Origin of the sequence: Pseudomonas entomophila, from assembly GCF_023277925.1 — a bacterium.
GTDB classification, from domain to species: domain Bacteria; phylum Pseudomonadota; class Gammaproteobacteria; order Pseudomonadales; family Pseudomonadaceae; genus Aquipseudomonas; species Aquipseudomonas entomophila_D.
Genome location: NZ_CP063832.1, coordinates 1 through 16,974, shown reverse-complemented (window position 1 = coordinate 16,974; position 16,974 = coordinate 1). Strand labels below are relative to the sequence as shown.

Sequence of the window (16,974 nt, the reverse complement as noted above, 5' to 3'; positions counted from 1 at the left end):
CACCAGGATCGGACAACGCCTATAATTCTTGGCGGGAAACCTAAAATACACACTTAACGCCTAGAAAATTAGGCTTTATTCAGTAGCGAATTGCCCTTTCAAGCGCACTATACAAAGCCTAGAATCAGAGGCATTCAGGTCAATAACGGCGTTTTAAGCATAGGATCCTAGGCGTTATGAAAGCCATATCAATGACTGACGACGCTATCGCCAACGAGATCGGCCAACGCATTGAGGCTATCCGCCTGAAGCGTAATATTGGCCAGGACATCGTCGCCCATGAAGCCGGGATTTCCCGGGAGACCTACCGCAAGCTCACGGCAGGCAAAGGCACCCTGGTCAACGTGATTGCCGTCCTGCGAGTGCTGGGAGAGCTAGATCGTCTCGCCTCCCTCATCGAGGACGTCAGGACCAGCCCCGTACAACTGGCAAAAATGCAGGGCAAGCAGCGGATGCGGGCGACCGTCACACGGGCTACACCTTCGGCGCCTGAACACGGAATCAGGACGCCTATCGGCAAGCCCACGCTCATTGGTGGCTCGAAACCCGACAAGGATGACAGCTGGTGATTGCACGGATCTATCTCTGGGATGTGTATGTAGGCGCGCTCAACTGGAACACGCAGACCCAGACCGGGGAGTTCGAATACACCCCCGAGTTCGTCAGGACGGGCCTTGAGATCTCGCCGGTCCATATGCCGTTGCGCCAGGACTACACCTACGTGTTCCAGGGGCTGGACCGCGAAACCTTCAAGGGCCTGCCCTCGATCCTCGCCGACTCCCTGCCCGATGATTTCGGCAACGCGCTGATCGATGCCTGGCTGGCCCAGCAGGGGCGTGACAAGGCAACGTTTACCCCGGTCGAGCGCCTGCTGTACCAGGGCAAGCGCGGCATGGGCGCCCTGGAGTATCGCCCGGCGATGGCCACCGAGCGGGACAAGGGGGAGAGCATCCATATCGATGCACTGGTGCGCCTGGCCAGCGAGGTGTTGTCCGAACGCGAGTCGATCGCCGAGCGCCTGGATGCCAAGGACCCATCGCTGGACGACGGCGCCCTGCAGCACCTCATCCAGATCGGTACCAGCGCGGGCGGCGCCCGGGCCAAGGCGGTGATCGCCATGAATGCCGAAGGCGAGATCCGTTCGGGGCAGGTCACCGCGCCGCCGGGCTTCGAGTACTGGTTGCTAAAGTTCGATGTGGCCAAGGACTCGACCGTGCTGGCTGACTCACAAGGCTACGGGCGCATCGAGTACGCCTACCACCTCATGGCCAAGGCGGCCGGCATCACCATGACCGAGTGCCGATTGCTGGAGGAAGGTGGACGCGCTCACTTCATGACCCGACGCTTCGACCGCACGGCCGAAGGTGAAAAGATCCACGTCGCGACCTTGTGCGCACTCGACCACGCCGACTTCCGCAAGCCTGGCCAATACTCCTATGCCGAGGCCTTCGGGGTGATGCGCGCGCTGCGGATTTCCCGCGACGGCGCCGAACAGTTCTACCGCCGCATGGTGTTCAACCTGGTGGCACGTAACCAGGACGACCACACCAAGAACACGGCCTTCATGATGGACACCGACGGCACCTGGTACCTCACCCCGGCGTATGACGTGTCCTATTCCTACCTGCCTGGCAGCTTCTGGGTCGATAGCCACCAGATGACCGTGAACGGCAAACGCGACGACTTCACCCTCGACGATTTGCTGAGCGTGGCCAGCCAGGTCAGGGGGATGGATGCACGAGGGATCATCAAGGAAGTCTGTGAAGCCGTCGCACAGTGGCCGCGTTTTGCCAGAGAGGCCGGTGTACCCGCCACCGCCAGTAAGCGGATCGGCGAAGTTCATCGCCTGTACCTTGGAGAGGGGCTGTGAACGAAGATCGTCTGCGATCCCCTTAAGGCATTAAGCAGGTAGGCTCGCCCACGCCACAAATCGGCATCTAAAGTGCCAGACAGGAAATCCTGTCGAACGTGGTCATGGGCGAGTTAATAATTAAGCGTAGCGCGGATTTCCAACGCTGCAAACGCAGGACCGAGTGCCGCTCCTCGCTAGCCGCCAGAGCTGTATTGAAAAACCCAGCCCCCCTGTATCTATTGCCGTCTCGCCCTTCCCTCCACCATCCCTCCCACACTCCCCCGGATGGCTAAAGGAACCCGCATCATGGCTGCCCTGCTGCTGCAAATGTCCCCCATAGGCCTGGTGATCACCCTGATCCTGCTGCTGCGCCGCCCACCCGTGCAGGCCGCGCTGGCCGGCGTGGCCGGTGTCCTGCTGCTGTGGGGCCTGGGCGTCGCGCAGCCGCTGTCGACGGCGGTGTCCGGCGCGATCCTGCAAGACACGCTGATCCTGTTTCTCAGCACCGCCGGCGTGATCGTCCCGGGCCTGGCCTTTGCCATTCTGGTCGAGCGCGCCGGCGCCCCGCAGGCTATCGGGGCCTGGGTACGGGAGCTGGGCTGGACGCCACCGATGCAGGTGATCTTCATCGTCCTGGGCCTGGCGCCGCTGCTGGAAGCGATGACCGGGTTCGGGGTGTCGCTGATCGCTACCGTGCCATTGCTGATGGGGCTGTTTTCGCGCCAGACGGGCATGAAGATGGCGTTGGCGGGGATGGCGGTGATGCCGTGGGGCACCCTTGGGCTGGCCACGGTGATCGGCGCGCTGCTGGCCCATGTACCGGCGCAGGAACTGGGCAGCCATTCGGCGCTGGTCAGCGCACCGGTGTTTCTCTGCCTGGCCGCCGTGGCACTGGCCTTGGCGGGGATCCGCAGCCTCAAGGCATGGCTGGGGCTGGCAGCGATCTCGCTGCTGTTCAGCACAGTGCTGTATACGGCCAACCGCTGGATCGGGCCTGAGGCTTCGGGGGTGCTGGCCGGGCTGGCGGTGGCCTGCACGGGCCTGGCGCTGTCCTGGGCGCGGCGAGGAACCTTGGTGCACTGGCCACGGGCAGCGTGGCCGTACCTGGCGTTGCTGGGGGTGATCGTCGCCTCGCGTGGGCTGTTCCTGGTCTCGGGCTGGGACGGCGGGTGGGTGGTGCACGGCGCCAAGGTGGCGTGGAAGCCACTGGCCTCGCCGGGGCTGGCGCTGCTGCTGGTGGTGCTGGCGATGGCCGCACGCCAGGGCGGCGGCTTCCCGTGGCGGGCACTGTTCACCCGCGCACGGTTTCCGGTGGCGACGATCTTCCTGTTCCTGCTGCTCTCCCAGGTGATGGTCAAGGCGGGCTTCCTGGTCGAGGCGCAACGGGCCTTGCAGTCGCTGTCCGGCGTATCGCTGGCCGCGACGGTGTCGTTGCTGGCAGGGCTGGCCGGCTATGTCACCAGTTCCAATGTCGGCGGTACCACCCTGGTGATGCCCGCCATCGCGGCATTGTCCGACAGCCATGGTGCGTGGCTGGCCGCCATGGCCAACAGTGCCGCCGGGCACGGCGCGCTGGGCTCGTTGTCGATCCTGGCGCTGATCATCGGGCTGGCCGGTGCCAACCGCGACGAGGAACACGGGCTGATCCGCTTCGGTTTTGCCCTGGTCGTGCTGAACATTGTCATTGTGGCTGCAACCGGCGTGGTTTTGCTCTACCTTTCGGGGGCCTGAACCTGACGCCACAAAGAGCCCCCATGGACCGCATTCCCAAGCCCGACAAGCGCTGGCACACCGTCAACGCCTGGCTGCTGCGCCAGATCGACAGCGGCGAATGGCCCAGCGGCATGCAATTGCCCTCGGTGCGCGAGCTGGCGCGGCTGTTCGACAGCAGCATCGCCACCGTGCAACGGGCCCTGGCGGAGCTGGAGGCCAATGCCTATGTGCAGGCCAGGCCACGGGTAGGCTATTTCGTCGCCAAAGGCACGGCCCAGGTGCAGGGGTTCGACCTGGCCAGCGTCACCGTCAACGTCGACCACGCGGTGGTCGCCATGCTCGCCCAGGCGGCCAGCAACACCACGCTTTCGCTGAGCTCGGCAGTGCTGCATGACGAACTTGCCCCACAGGTGCTGCTGAGCAGATGCCTGGCATCGCTGGCGAGCAAGGCCGATCTGGCGCTGGCCGGGCTGATCGCGCCACCCGGCCTGGCCTCGCTGCGCCGGCGTATCGCCGGGCTGATGCTGCAACGCGGCGTGGCCTGCGGGCCGGACGATATCCTGGTGACCTCAGGCGACACCGTGGCGCTGGAACTGGCCCTCGAAGCCGTCGCCCGGCCGGGCGCCACGGTGGCCATCGAGACACCCACCTACTACGGCATCCTGCAGACCATCGAACGCCTGGGGATGCGCGCCCTGCCCATTCACACCCACGCCGACAGCGGCATGGACCTCGAGCACCTGGAGTGGGCCCTGAAGCGCGGGAAGGTCGATGTGGTGTTCCTCAACCCGACGCTGCAGAACCCCCGGGGCTTCATCATGCCCGACGCGGCGCGGGCACGGCTCTCACAGCTGGCGCAGGCGGCGGATGTGCCGATCATCGAGGACGATATCTTCTTCGACCTGGTGGACGAGGCGCAGCGGCCCAGGGCGATCAAGCACTACGACGTGACCGGGCAGACGATCTATTGCTCGTCGTTCTCCAAGACCGTGGCGCCGGGGTATCGGGTGGGCTGGTGCGTGGCCGGACGGTACCGGGATGCGATCCTGGCCCAGATGTTTTCACGCAACCTGGCGGTATCGAGCCTGGCGCAGCGGGTGCTGGATGAATTCATCGGGCGGGGGTACATGGACGAGCACTGCGCGAAACTGCGTGGGCGGCTGGCGGCGCAGGCCGGGGTGATGGAGGCGCTGGTGCGTTCGGTATTTCCGGCGGGGACGCGCTATGTGGCGCCTCGGGGCGGCTTCATCCACTGGGTCGAATTACCGGGAGGGACAGACATGCTGGCGCTGCAACGGCTTGCCGCGGAGCGTGGCTGCAATGTGGGCGCCAGCGGGATGTTCTTTGCCGATGGGGAGTGTGGCACTGGGTTGCGGGTGTGCCTGGGGCGGGTGATTACGCCGGAGGTGATGGGCGGGTTGAGGGTGCTGGCGGAGTGTGCTGGCCTTTCAAGGCCTTGATTGAGCTTGAGGTACTTGGGGCCGCTGCGCAGCAGCCCCAGGTTCCGGAATCACGCCAGATGCGCCTGGCTACGCAAGTGCTCAGCCAACATATCGATAAAGGTCCGCACCTTGGTCGAACCATATTTGCTCTCGCGATGCAGGATATGGATCGGCCACGGCGCCTCCTCGTATTCGGCCAGAATCACCTGCAAGCGCCCGGCCGCCACTTCGTCCGCCACCTGGTACGACAGCAGCCGGGCGATCCCCAGCCCGGCACTGGCCGCGGCGATGGCGGCGTCGTTGCTGGTCACGGTCAGGCGCGGCTTCATGCGAATCAGCGTCGGGTCGTCGATGGCGCCGAAACGCCAGTCCGTGCGAGGTGACAGCGTCCCAGCGGCGATGACTTCGTGCTTCTGCAACTCCGAGGGATGGCGCGGCGTGCCATGGCGTTCCAGGTATTCGGGCGAGGCGCACAGCAGCCGGCGCATCTTGCCCACCCGCAGCGCCTTCAGGCCCGAGTCGGGCAACTGGCCGATGCGCACGGCCACGTCCATGCCCTCCTCCACCAGGTTCACCACGCGGTCGAGGAAGAACGCCGAGACGTCCACCTCGGGGTACTGCTGCAGGTAGCGCACGATGCACGGCATGACGAACTTCTTGCCGAACAGGATCGGCGCGGTCACCGCCAGGTCGCCCTTGGGCGCGGCGTTGATGCCGGCGGCGGCTTCGTTGGCTTCGACAATGCTGGCGAGGATATGCCGGGTGTCTTCCAGATAGCGCCCGCCGGCCTCGGTCAGGCGCACGCTGCGGGTGGTGCGCAGCAGCAGCTTGACCCCGAGCTGTTCCTCCAGGGCGCTGACGGCGCGGGTCACCGCCGCCGGCGAGATGGCCAGGCGGCGAGCGGCGGCGGCGAAGCTTTCCAGCTCGCCGACGGCCACGAACACTTTCATCAGGTGGATCTGGTCCATGCCGCGCCCCACGCGTTGTCGTCGAGCGATTATCGCCGTGGTCACGCTAGAGCTCCAGTACCAGGGGCTGCACGCCTTCCTCGGCCTGGGCCGGAATCGCGCAGCAGATCAGCACGCTACCGGCTTCGGGCAGTTCAGCGGGCGGGTTCGGGTAGTGGACCTGGCCGCTGACCAGTTTGGTCTTGCAGGTACCGCACGAGCCTCCTCGGCAGCTGAAGTCCGGCGACAGGCCGCGGCTTTCCGCCAGTTCCAGCAAGGTGCCGCCGCCGGGCGTCCAGCGTGCCTCCTTGGCGGAGCTGGCGAAGTACACCGGCACCGGTTCGCTCGCGGGCGGTGGTTGTTGCAGGGTGGACTGGTTGTCGTCGTTGTGGCGACGCAGGGTCGAAGGGCCGAAGGCTTCGGCATGGATGCGGGCATCCGGTACATGCACCGTGCGCAGGCCTTCGTAAAGGTCCTGGGTGAAACTGGCCGGGCCACAGAGGTAGAAGTCGTAGTCGTCCAGCGACAGCGTGGCCTTGATCTGCTCGATGCCCAGGCGGCTGGCGAAGGCGTAGTCGCGGCCCTGCACGGCTTGGGGTTCGGGCAGGCTCAGGGCGCGGTGAATGCTCAGCAGGCCACCGGCGTGCTGCTGGAGTTCGGCAAGCTCGTGCTGGAACGGCAGGTCGGCCAGCGTACGGCCACCGTGGAACAGGTAGATGCGCCGCCCCAGCCCCAAGGCCAGTTGCTCGCGGAGCATGGCGATCAACGGGGTGATACCGACGCCAGCACCGACCAGCACGAGGGGCCGGTCGCTGGTGTGATCCAGGGTGAAATTGCCCATGGGCAGGCGCACCTGTAAAGGGTCGCCCACCTTCAGTTGCTGGTGCAGATAGCGTGACGCCGGCCCCTGCGCCTTGACGCTGATGCGCAGGTGGCCATCGGACGGCGCACTGGACAGGCTGTAGGTGCGGATCAGCGGTGCCTCTCCATCAACCTGCAAGCGCACCGGAATATGCTGGCCGGGCACGAAGGGCACCGCCGTACCCTCCTCGGGTTGCAGGTAGAACGAACGGATATCGCGGCTTTCCTGCTCGATACGCAGCACGCGCCAGGTCAGCCATTGGCGCTGGCGCTCACGCTGTTGCAGGCGCTCTTGGGCTTCACTCCAGGTACCGGTCATCAGGCTGGTAGGGGCGTATTCCTGGAAGGCCCAGCGCAATGACACGGCGGCCGGGCGGACCACCACCTGCTCGATGTCCAGGGTCCAGAGCCGCTCGGCCCCCTCGAAAGCGCTGATCAGCGGGCTGTCGAGAATCACCTCGGTTCGCCCTGAAACCTGCAGCACATCGCCCGTGGTGAAGTCGATGAACAACAGGCCGGCAACCGGGTTGACCAGCAGGTTGCCGAGGGTGTTGAAATGCAGGTTGCCGGCGTAGTCGGGTATGGTCAGGCGATTACCTTCGACCCTGACGAAACCGGGCCGGCCACCGCGGTGGGACACGTCCACGGCACGTTGGCCATTTTCCTGCTCGACGTAACTGGCGACGAAGAAGGTGTCGGCGTTTTCGATCATGGCGCGGGACGCGGCATTGAGTGCCGATGAATCCCGACGCGCCTGCGGCGGCTCGTCGACGCGGGTGTACTCGCGCAGCTGGATGTACTGCGGGCAGTTGCCGAACGATTGGTCGACCACCACCTCCAGCTGGCCGGTGCCAGCCCGGCGGATCAGGCCATTGAGGCGATTGCGCCGCCGCGTATGCAGCTCGATCCCCAGCAGGCCGATGGCCCCCCCCGCCACCAGCCCCGGCGTGGCCGGATCGTCGCAGGCGAGATCGGCACCGATCAAAAGTTGCCGGGGATCGGGCGAGCTGATGAAGCCTTCCGGGCCTTCGAGCAGCGTCGCCCAAGGGGTGCCAGCAGCATCCACGGCACCGGCCACCAGGAACGGCAATTGCTGGTAGAACGCGCGATGCTGGTCGGGCATGAAGTCGCGGATGACCTTCTGGCCGAACACCTCCATGCGCTCTGCAACACCGACTTGCTCCTGCAGCCGTTTTTCACCTGCATGCCAGGGCGATCGCATGGCGGCATTCCTCTGGGTTCAAAGCGTGCTCTGTAAACCGATAACGGTGCGTGGCATCGGCACGAAGCCCGGCAGCGCCTCGATCCGGGCCAGCCAGGCGCGCACGTTGGGGTACGGTTCCAGCGACACATTGCCTTCCGGCGCATGGGCGATGTACGAGTAATTGGCGATATCGGCGATGGTCGCCTGGTCACCGACCAGGAACGGGGCCTTGGCCAGTTCGGCGTCGATCACCTTGAGCAGGGTGTGGGCGCGGCCAATCACTTCGTCGGTGTTGAACGAGGCGCCGAATACAGTCACCAGGCGGGCGGCGGCCGGGCCGAAGGCCAGCGGGCCTGCGGCGACCGACAACCAGCGCTGCACACGGGCGGCGCCGACCGGATCTTCGGGCAACCAACGCTCGCCGCCATAGGCCTTGGCCAGATAGACGAGGATGGCGTTGGAGTCAGCGATGACGATGCCGTTGTCATCGATCACCGGCACCTGGCCGAAGGGGTTGATGGCGAGGAATTCAGGCTGCTTGTGCTCACCCTTGGCCAGGTCGACGAAGATCAGTTCGGTAGGCAGTTCGAGCAGCGACAGCATCAGCTCGATGCGGTGGGCGTGGCCGGACTTGGGGAAGTTGTAGAGCTTGATCGGGCTTGGCATGTTCTGGGCTCCGGATCAGCGCCGGGAGTGGCGCTGCTGGAGGACATGCTGCACGGGATCGGCTGGCAGCAGAATCCGTGCTGGAAGCAATCCAGTATTTCGGCAAGTGGAATAATTACAATCGCGGGGCAAGTCGGGTCGCCGCATCGCCGCTCCCACGCGCCCGCGGTTGCGATCTCAATGCCGGTGCTGTTTCTGGTACTGGTACAACCCTCGCGCCGCCTCGACCACCAGCGGTGCACAAGCCTGGTGCTCATCGAAGCTCATCGAGTCGAGCAGCTCGAAGTTATCTTCCAGCCCATGCAGTGAAATGGCCTTGAGCAGACGATCCTGCTCCGGCGGCAGCTCGCTCCACTCGGCCACTTGCGTGCCGCGCATGTAGCCGAAGCACCACTCCTCGAGAATGATCGTCGGGCCCTCTTCGCTCTCGCCCTCTTCGAACATCGGCTCGAAGTCCTCGAGGTCCGTGGCCAACTCTTCGGCCACCTGGCTGGCATAACGCAGCATCAGCGCGGTATACGCTTCTTCATGGGCAGGCTTCTTGAACTTGGGCACCTTGCCACCGGCGACAGAAGGCAGCCATTGCTCAGGGTTGACCTTGTTGGGGGAGCTGGCCAGAGCAGTGAAGAAACCGTTGAGCTCGGCGAGGTTGAGTACCGAATAATCGTTGCCGTAGGTGATCAGCAGGTCTTCGAGGCGGTCGAGTTCTTTTTCGCTGAGCGCGGGGAGCATGGGTAGGAGTCCTGAGGAAACAAAATATGGGTGCACCCTAACACATGGGAAAAGCGGCGCAGGCATTCACAGCGCCAATAAAACGATCACGGGGCAAGCCTGCTCCACGTTGTTCTTGCACAACGTGGGAGCAGGCTTGCCCCGCAAGAGGGTGCTACGGTTTAGACCGCCAGCGCGCGCTCACGCAGCTCGCTGTTGAGGATGCGGTCGTTCTCGCTGTAGTCGACCGGGCAGTCGATCACGTGCACGCCAGGGGTCTTGATGCAGTGCTCGAGCAGCGGCAGGAAGGCTTCGGCGCTTTCCACGCGGTGGCCATTGGCACCGTAGGCTTCGGCGTATTTGACGAAGTCCGGGTTGCCGTAGTCCAGGCCGAAATCGGTGAAGCCCATGTTGGCCTGCTTCCAGCGGATCATGCCGTAGCCGTCGTCACGCAGGATCACCACGGTCAAGTGCATGCCCAGGCGCACGGCAGTTTCCAGCTCCTGGCTGTTCATCATGAAGCCGCCGTCGCCGCAAACCGAAATCACCGGGCGGTCCGGGTAGACCAGGTGCGAAGCCATGGCCGATGGCAGGCCGGCGCCCATGGTCGCCAGGGCGTTGTCCAGCAGCACGGTGTTGGGCTTGTGTGCCTTGTAGTTACGGGCGAACCAGATCTTGTAGATGCCGTTGTCCAGGGCGACGATGCCTTCGGACGGCAGGGCACGGCGGATGTCGGCGACCATGCGCTGCGGGTAGACCGGGAAGCGGTCGTCATCGGCGCCTTCGGCAATCTGCGCTTCGTTCGCTTCGCGGATAGCCATCAGGCGGGTGAAGTCCCAGTGGCTGGTATCGGTCAGCGCTTCGCTGATCTGCCATACGGCGTTGGCAATGTCGCCGATCACTTCTACTTGCGGGAAGTACACGGCATCAACTTCAGCCGAGCGGAAGCTCACGTGGATCACTTCGGTGCCGCCACGAACCATGAAGAACGGTGGCTTCTCGATCACGTCGTGGCCGATGTTGACGATCAGGTCGGCAGCTTCGACGGCACGGTGAACGAAGTCACCGGAGGACAGCGCGGCGTTGCCCAGGAAGCGCGGGTGGCGCTCGTCGACCACACCTTTACCCATCTGGGTGGTGATGAACGGGATGCCGGTCTTGTCGATCAGTTGCTTGAGGACCTTGGCGGTCATCTTGCGGTTGGCGCCGGCGCCAATCACCAGGATTGGGTTGCGGGCGTTCTGCAGTTTCTGCACGGCGGCTTCAATGGCCACGTGCTCGGCCAGCGGGCGACGGTGCAGGCTGCGCGGGATCGGCAGGGCGTCGGTCTGCTCGGCGGCGATGTCTTCCGGCAATTCCAGGTGCACGGCGCCCGGCTTCTCTTCTTCCGCCAGGCGGAAGGCTTCACGCATACGGGCAGGAATGTTGTCGGCCGAGGCGAACTGGTGGGTGTACTTGGTGATGGGGTCCATCATGCCGCACACGTCGATGATCTGGAAACGGCCTTGCTTGGACTTCTTGATCGGCTTCTGGCCGGTGATCATCATCATCGGCATGCCGCCCAGGTAGGCGTAGGCGCTGGCGGTCACCAGGTTGGTCGCGCCAGGGCCGAGGGTCGACAGGCTGACGCCGGTCTTGCCGGTCAGGCGGCCGTAGGTGGCGGCCATGAAGCCCGCGGATTGTTCGTGGCGGGTCAGTACCAGCTTGATCTTCGACTTGCGCAGGGACTCGAGCAGGTCGAGGTTTTCCTCGCCAGGAATGCCGAACACATACTCGACACCTTCGTTTTCCAGGCATTGCACAACGACATCGGCGGCCTTGGCCATCTTGCTTCTAACCTCAAGTAATAGGACGGTGAAAGTCCAGGAATGCGCAGCACGGTACGCTGGCATCGCTCGGTCCGGGTGCCAGGTTTGCCCCGAACCTAAGCCTTGACGCAGGGTAGGTACGGGGAAGTCACGTCATTTGGCGACAATATTGTCGCACCTCTGACGCTTGACGGTGACCGGGCCGACGAGCAAAACACATTTGCCTGTAGGCGCCGGCGTTGCTGGCGAAGGACTCGCGGCGGTGCCGATGTTCGCCGGCAAGCCGGCGCCTACAGGGGGCTTGCGTTTCGATCGCGCAAAGACAAAACCCCTACCTGCTCGCGCAGATAGGGGTTTTGCGAAATGAATCTTGACGATGACCTACTCTCACATGGGGAAACCCCACACTACCATCGGCGATGCATCGTTTCACTGCTGAGTTCGGGATGGGATCAGGTGGTTCCAATGCTCTATGGTCGTCAAGAAATTCTGTTGCCAGAAGATCCAGATGGATACTCCAGCCAATTCGGATATGTGATCTTGTGGTTCGTCGCGAACTTTCGGTTCGTTTCGTCTTCACCACCGCAATTCGCATGAGCAAATTGCTTGGGTGTTATATGGTCAAGCCTCACGGGCAATTAGTATTGGTTAGCTCAACGCCTCACAGCGCTTACACACCCAACCTATCAACGTCGTAGTCTTCGACGGCCCTTCAGGGAGCTCAAGGCTCCAGTGAGATCTCATCTTGAGGCAAGTTTCCCGCTTAGATGCTTTCAGCGGTTATCTCTTCCGAACATAGCTACCCGGCAATGCCACTGGCGTGACAACCGGAACACCAGAGGTTCGTCCACTCCGGTCCTCTCGTACTAGGAGCAGCCCCTCTCAAATCTCAAACGTCCACGGCAGATAGGGACCGAACTGTCTCACGACGTTCTAAACCCAGCTCGCGTACCACTTTAAATGGCGAACAGCCATACCCTTGGGACCGGCTTCAGCCCCAGGATGTGATGAGCCGACATCGAGGTGCCAAACACCGCCGTCGATATGAACTCTTGGGCGGTATCAGCCTGTTATCCCCGGAGTACCTTTTATCCGTTGAGCGATGGCCCTTCCATACAGAACCACCGGATCACTAAGACCTACTTTCGTACCTGCTCGACGTGTTTGTCTCGCAGTCAAGCGCGCTTTTGCCTTTATACTCTACGACCGATTTCCGACCGGTCTGAGCGCACCTTCGTACTCCTCCGTTACTCTTTGGGAGGAGACCGCCCCAGTCAAACTACCCACCATACACTGTCCTCGATCCGGATAACGGACCTGAGTTAGAACCTCAAGGTTGCCAGGGTGGTATTTCAAGGATGGCTCCATGAGAACTGGCGTCCCCACTTCAAAGCCTCCCACCTATCCTACACAAGCAAGCTCAAAGTCCAGTGCAAAGCTATAGTAAAGGTTCACGGGGTCTTTCCGTCTAGCCGCGGATACACTGCATCTTCACAGCGATTTCAATTTCACTGAGTCTCGGGTGGAGACAGCGCCGCCATCGTTACGCCATTCGTGCAGGTCGGAACTTACCCGACAAGGAATTTCGCTACCTTAGGACCGTTATAGTTACGGCCGCCGTTTACCGGGGCTTCGATCAAGAGCTTCGCTTGCGCTAACCCCATCAATTAACCTTCCGGCACCGGGCAGGCGTCACACCCTATACGTCCACTTTCGTGTTTGCAGAGTGCTGTGTTTTTAATAAACAGTCGCAGCGGCCTGGTATCTTCGACCGGCGTGGGCTTACGCAGCAAGTGCTTCACCCTCACCGGCGCACCTTCTCCCGAAGTTACGGTGCCATTTTGCCTAGTTCCTTCACCCGAGTTCTCTCAAGCGCCTTGGTATTCTCTACCTAACCACCTGTGTCGGTTTGGGGTACGGTTCCCAGTTATCTGAAGCTTAGGAGCTTTTCTTGGAAGCATGGCATCAACCACTTCGCGCTCTAATGAGCACTCGTCATCAGCTCTCGGCCTTGAAATCCCGGATTTGCCTAAGATTTCAGCCTACCACCTTAAACTTGGACAACCAACGCCAAGCTGGCCTAGCCTTCTCCGTCCCTCCATCGCAATAACTGGAAGTACAGGAATATTAACCTGTTTTCCATCGACTACGCTTTTCAGCCTCGCCTTAGGGACCGACTAACCCTGCGTCGATTAACGTTGCGCAGGAAACCTTGGTCTTTCGGCGTGCGAGTTTTTCACTCGCATTGTCGTTACTCATGTCAGCATTCGCACTTCTGATACCTCCAGCAAGCTTCTCAACTCACCTTCACAGGCTTACAGAACGCTCCTCTACCGCATCACCAAAGGTGATACCCGTAGCTTCGGTGCATGGTTTGAGCCCCGTTACATCTTCCGCGCAGGCCGACTCGACTAGTGAGCTATTACGCTTTCTTTAAAGGGTGGCTGCTTCTAAGCCAACCTCCTAGCTGTCTAAGCCTTCCCACATCGTTTCCCACTTAACCATGACTTTGGGACCTTAGCTGACGGTCTGGGTTGTTTCCCTTTTCACGACGGACGTTAGCACCCGCCGTGTGTCTCCCATGCTCGGCACTTGTAGGTATTCGGAGTTTGCATCGGTTTGGTAAGTCGGGATGACCCCCTAGCCGAAACAGTGCTCTACCCCCTACAGTGATACATGAGGCGCTACCTAAATAGCTTTCGAGGAGAACCAGCTATCTCCGAGCTTGATTAGCCTTTCACTCCGATCCACAGGTCATCCGCTAACTTTTCAACGGTAGTCGGTTCGGTCCTCCAGTCAGTGTTACCTAACCTTCAACCTGCCCATGGATAGATCGCCCGGTTTCGGGTCTATACCCAGCGACTAAAGCGCCCTATTAAGACTCGCTTTCGCTACGCCTCCCCTATTCGGTTAAGCTCGCCACTGAATATAAGTCGCTGACCCATTATACAAAAGGTACGCAGTCACCTAACAAAGTAGGCTCCCACTGCTTGTACGCATACGGTTTCAGGTTCTATTTCACTCCCCTCTCCGGGGTTCTTTTCGCCTTTCCCTCACGGTACTGGTTCACTATCGGTCAGTCAGTAGTATTTAGCCTTGGAGGATGGTCCCCCCATGTTCAGACAAAGTTTCTCGTGCTCCGTCCTACTCGATTTCACTGGCAAGAGATTTTCGTGTACGGGGCTATCACCCACTATGGCCGCACTTTCCAGAGCGTTCCACTAATCTCAAACCAGCTTAAGGGCTGGTCCCCGTTCGCTCGCCACTACTAAGGGAATCTCGGTTGATTTCTTTTCCTCAGGGTACTTAGATGTTTCAGTTCCCCTGGTTCGCCTCTTGCACCTATGTATTCAGTACAAGATACTCAGCTTATGCTGAGTGGGTTCCCCCATTCAGAGATCTCTGGATCACAGTCTGTTTGCCGACTCCCCAAAGCTTATCGCAGGCTACCACGTCTTTCATCGCCTCTGACTGCCAAGGCATCCACCGTATGCGCTTCTTCACTTGACCATATAACCCCAAGCAATCTGGTTATACTGTGAAGACGACATTCGCCGAAAATTCGCACGTCGCTCTTTCGAGCAGAACTCACAAATTTTACCTTAGCCTGATCCACCCGCAGTGAAACGGGTGTTCAGTCTATTTCTATCACATATCCGAATTTTTAAAGAACGATCTGACAAAAGTCAGAAATCAGCATTCATCAACGAATGCTCATTTCTAAGTTCTGATCAACTAGACACAACAGAAAGTGGTGGAGCCAAGCGGGATCGAACCGCTGACCTCCTGCGTGCAAGGCAGGCGCTCTCCCAGCTGAGCTATGGCCCCGCATATTGGTAGGTCTGGGCAGATTTGAACTGCCGACCTCACCCTTATCAGGGGTGCGCTCTAACCAACTGAGCTACAGACCTATATAGGGTCTTGATCGTCTTTACATCTGAATCAAGCAATTCGTGTGGGAGCTCATCAGTAGGCTGATGTCGTCGATTAAGGAGGTGATCCAGCCGCAGGTTCCCCTACGGCTACCTTGTTACGACTTCACCCCAGTCATGAATCACACCGTGGTAACCGTCCCCCCGAAGGTTAGACTAGCTACTTCTGGTGCAACCCACTCCCATGGTGTGACGGGCGGTGTGTACAAGGCCCGGGAACGTATTCACCGCAACATTCTGATTTGCGATTACTAGCGATTCCGACTTCACGCAGTCGAGTTGCAGACTGCGATCCGGACTACGATCGGTTTTGTGAGATTAGCTCCACCTCGCGGCTTGGCAACCCTCTGTACCGACCATTGTAGCACGTGTGTAGCCCAGGCCGTAAGGGCCATGATGACTTGACGTCATCCCCACCTTCCTCCGGTTTGTCACCGGCAGTCTCCTTAGAGTGCCCACCATAACGTGCTGGTAACTAAGGACAAGGGTTGCGCTCGTTACGGGACTTAACCCAACATCTCACGACACGAGCTGACGACAGCCATGCAGCACCTGTGTCAGAGTTCCCGAAGGCACCAATCCATCTCTGGAAAGTTCTCTGCATGTCAAGGCCTGGTAAGGTTCTTCGCGTTGCTTCGAATTAAACCACATGCTCCACCGCTTGTGCGGGCCCCCGTCAATTCATTTGAGTTTTAACCTTGCGGCCGTACTCCCCAGGCGGTCAACTTAATGCGTTAGCTGCGCCACTAAAATCTCAAGGATTCCAACGGCTAGTTGACATCGTTTACGGCGTGGACTACCAGGGTATCTAATCCTGTTTGCTCCCCACGCTTTCGCACCTCAGTGTCAGTATCAGTCCAGGTGGTCGCCTTCGCCACTGGTGTTCCTTCCTATATCTACGCATTTCACCGCTACACAGGAAATTCCACCACCCTCTACCATACTCTAGCTCGCCAGTTTTGGATGCAGTTCCCAGGTTGAGCCCGGGGCTTTCACATCCAACTTAACGAACCACCTACGCGCGCTTTACGCCCAGTAATTCCGATTAACGCTTGCACCCTCTGTATTACCGCGGCTGCTGGCACAGAGTTAGCCGGTGCTTATTCTGTCGGTAACGTCAAAACAGCAAGGTATTAACTTACTGCCCTTCCTCCCAACTTAAAGTGCTTTACAATCCGAAGACCTTCTTCACACACGCGGCATGGCTGGATCAGGCTTTCGCCCATTGTCCAATATTCCCCACTGCTGCCTCCCGTAGGAGTCTGGACCGTGTCTCAGTTCCAGTGTGACTGATCATCCTCTCAGACCAGTTACGGATCGTCGCCTTGGTGAGCCATTACCCCACCAACTAGCTAATCCGACCTAGGCTCATCTGATAGCGCAAGGCCCGAAGGTCCCCTGCTTTCTCCCGTAGGACGTATGCGGTATTAGCGTTCCTTTCGAAACGTTGTCCCCCACTACCAGGCAGATTCCTAGGCATTACTCACCCGTCCGCCGCTGAATCAAGGAGCAAGCTCCCGTCATCCGCTCGACTTGCATGTGTTAGGCCTGCCGCCAGCGTTCAATCTGAGCCATGATCAAACTCTTCAGTTCAATACTGCTTGGGTTTTTAATAAACCCTAAACTTGGCTCAGCAATCTCAAATGACTATGTGATTTCTCGCATGGCCACTTGTGATGCTGATAATCTTGGTGACTATCAGTCCGTACTCACAAGCACCCACACGAATTGCTTGATTCAATTTGTTAAAGAGCGATTGGTTAAGCGCTTTTCAGCTCAACCGAGGCGCGCATTCTACGCTAACCTCATTTCGTGTCAAGCGTTATTTTCGAAGTTTT

The 16,974-nt window shown here is 60.4% G+C and carries 9 protein-coding genes, 2 tRNA genes and 3 rRNA genes; 4 read left to right on the top strand and 10 right to left on the bottom strand.

Features of this window, described 5'->3' with window-relative positions:
* Positions 1-191: 191 nt before the first annotated feature.
* From IM733_RS00070 to IM733_RS00055, 4 genes are all read left to right on the top strand, one after another.
* Positions 192-569, top strand: a complete 378-nt coding sequence (locus tag IM733_RS00070) for a helix-turn-helix domain-containing protein (protein ID WP_178082022.1) — start codon at positions 192-194, stop codon at positions 567-569.
* A complete protein-coding gene (locus tag IM733_RS00065) occupies positions 566-1,870 on the top strand; it encodes a type II toxin-antitoxin system HipA family toxin (RefSeq protein WP_102685186.1) in 1,305 nt (434 codons plus the stop codon). The genes IM733_RS00070 and IM733_RS00065 overlap by 4 nt, the downstream gene beginning before the upstream one ends.
* A 288-nt stretch (positions 1,871-2,158) precedes the next feature.
* A complete protein-coding gene (locus tag IM733_RS00060) occupies positions 2,159-3,583 on the top strand; it encodes an L-lactate permease (protein ID WP_248919009.1) in 1,425 nt (474 codons plus the stop codon).
* Between the two features lie 23 nt (positions 3,584-3,606).
* On the top strand, positions 3,607-5,025 hold the full coding sequence (locus IM733_RS00055) for a PLP-dependent aminotransferase family protein (protein WP_248919008.1): 1,419 nt from the start codon (positions 3,607-3,609) through the stop codon (positions 5,023-5,025).
* Between the two features lie 50 nt (positions 5,026-5,075).
* Here the strand turns inward: IM733_RS00055 and IM733_RS00050 are convergent, their stop codons facing one another.
* The 10 genes from IM733_RS00050 to IM733_RS00005 all read right to left on the bottom strand — a co-directional run bounded on the left by IM733_RS00050 (position 5,076) and on the right by IM733_RS00005 (position 16,729).
* The gene (locus tag IM733_RS00050) at positions 5,076-5,975 is read right to left on the bottom strand and encodes a LysR family transcriptional regulator (RefSeq protein WP_102685189.1); all 900 of its coding nucleotides are present in this window, start codon (positions 5,973-5,975) and stop codon (positions 5,076-5,078) included.
* Between the two features lie 46 nt (positions 5,976-6,021).
* On the bottom strand, positions 6,022-8,037 hold the full coding sequence (locus IM733_RS00045) for a pyridoxamine 5'-phosphate oxidase family protein (protein ID WP_248919007.1): 2,016 nt from the start codon (positions 8,035-8,037) through the stop codon (positions 6,022-6,024).
* Between the two features lie 18 nt (positions 8,038-8,055).
* On the bottom strand, positions 8,056-8,685 hold the full coding sequence (locus tag IM733_RS00040) for a glutathione S-transferase family protein (RefSeq protein WP_248919006.1): 630 nt from the start codon (positions 8,683-8,685) through the stop codon (positions 8,056-8,058).
* A 177-nt stretch (positions 8,686-8,862) separates the two neighbouring features.
* Positions 8,863-9,417 (bottom strand): UPF0149 family protein, encoded by a 555-nt coding sequence (locus IM733_RS00035; protein WP_248919005.1) that lies wholly within the window; start codon positions 9,415-9,417, stop codon positions 8,863-8,865.
* Between the two features lie 161 nt (positions 9,418-9,578).
* Positions 9,579-11,222, bottom strand: a complete 1,644-nt coding sequence (locus tag IM733_RS00030; protein ID WP_248919004.1) for an acetolactate synthase large subunit — start codon at positions 11,220-11,222, stop codon at positions 9,579-9,581.
* Positions 11,223-11,572: 350 nt separating this feature from the next.
* Positions 11,573-11,688, bottom strand: a 5S ribosomal RNA gene (gene rrf, locus IM733_RS00025).
* Between the two features lie 133 nt (positions 11,689-11,821).
* Positions 11,822-14,714: ribosomal RNA gene (locus tag IM733_RS00020) — 23S ribosomal RNA — on the bottom strand.
* A gap of 242 nt (positions 14,715-14,956) precedes the next feature.
* Positions 14,957-15,032: transfer RNA gene (locus tag IM733_RS00015), tRNA-Ala, on the bottom strand.
* A gap of 6 nt (positions 15,033-15,038) precedes the next feature.
* Positions 15,039-15,115: transfer RNA gene (locus tag IM733_RS00010), tRNA-Ile, on the bottom strand.
* Positions 15,116-15,192: 77 nt separating this feature from the next.
* Positions 15,193-16,729, bottom strand: a 16S ribosomal RNA gene (locus IM733_RS00005).
* Together the 16S, 23S and 5S rRNA genes with 2 tRNA genes alongside form the textbook arrangement of a ribosomal RNA operon.
* Positions 16,730-16,974 lie beyond the last annotated feature (245 nt).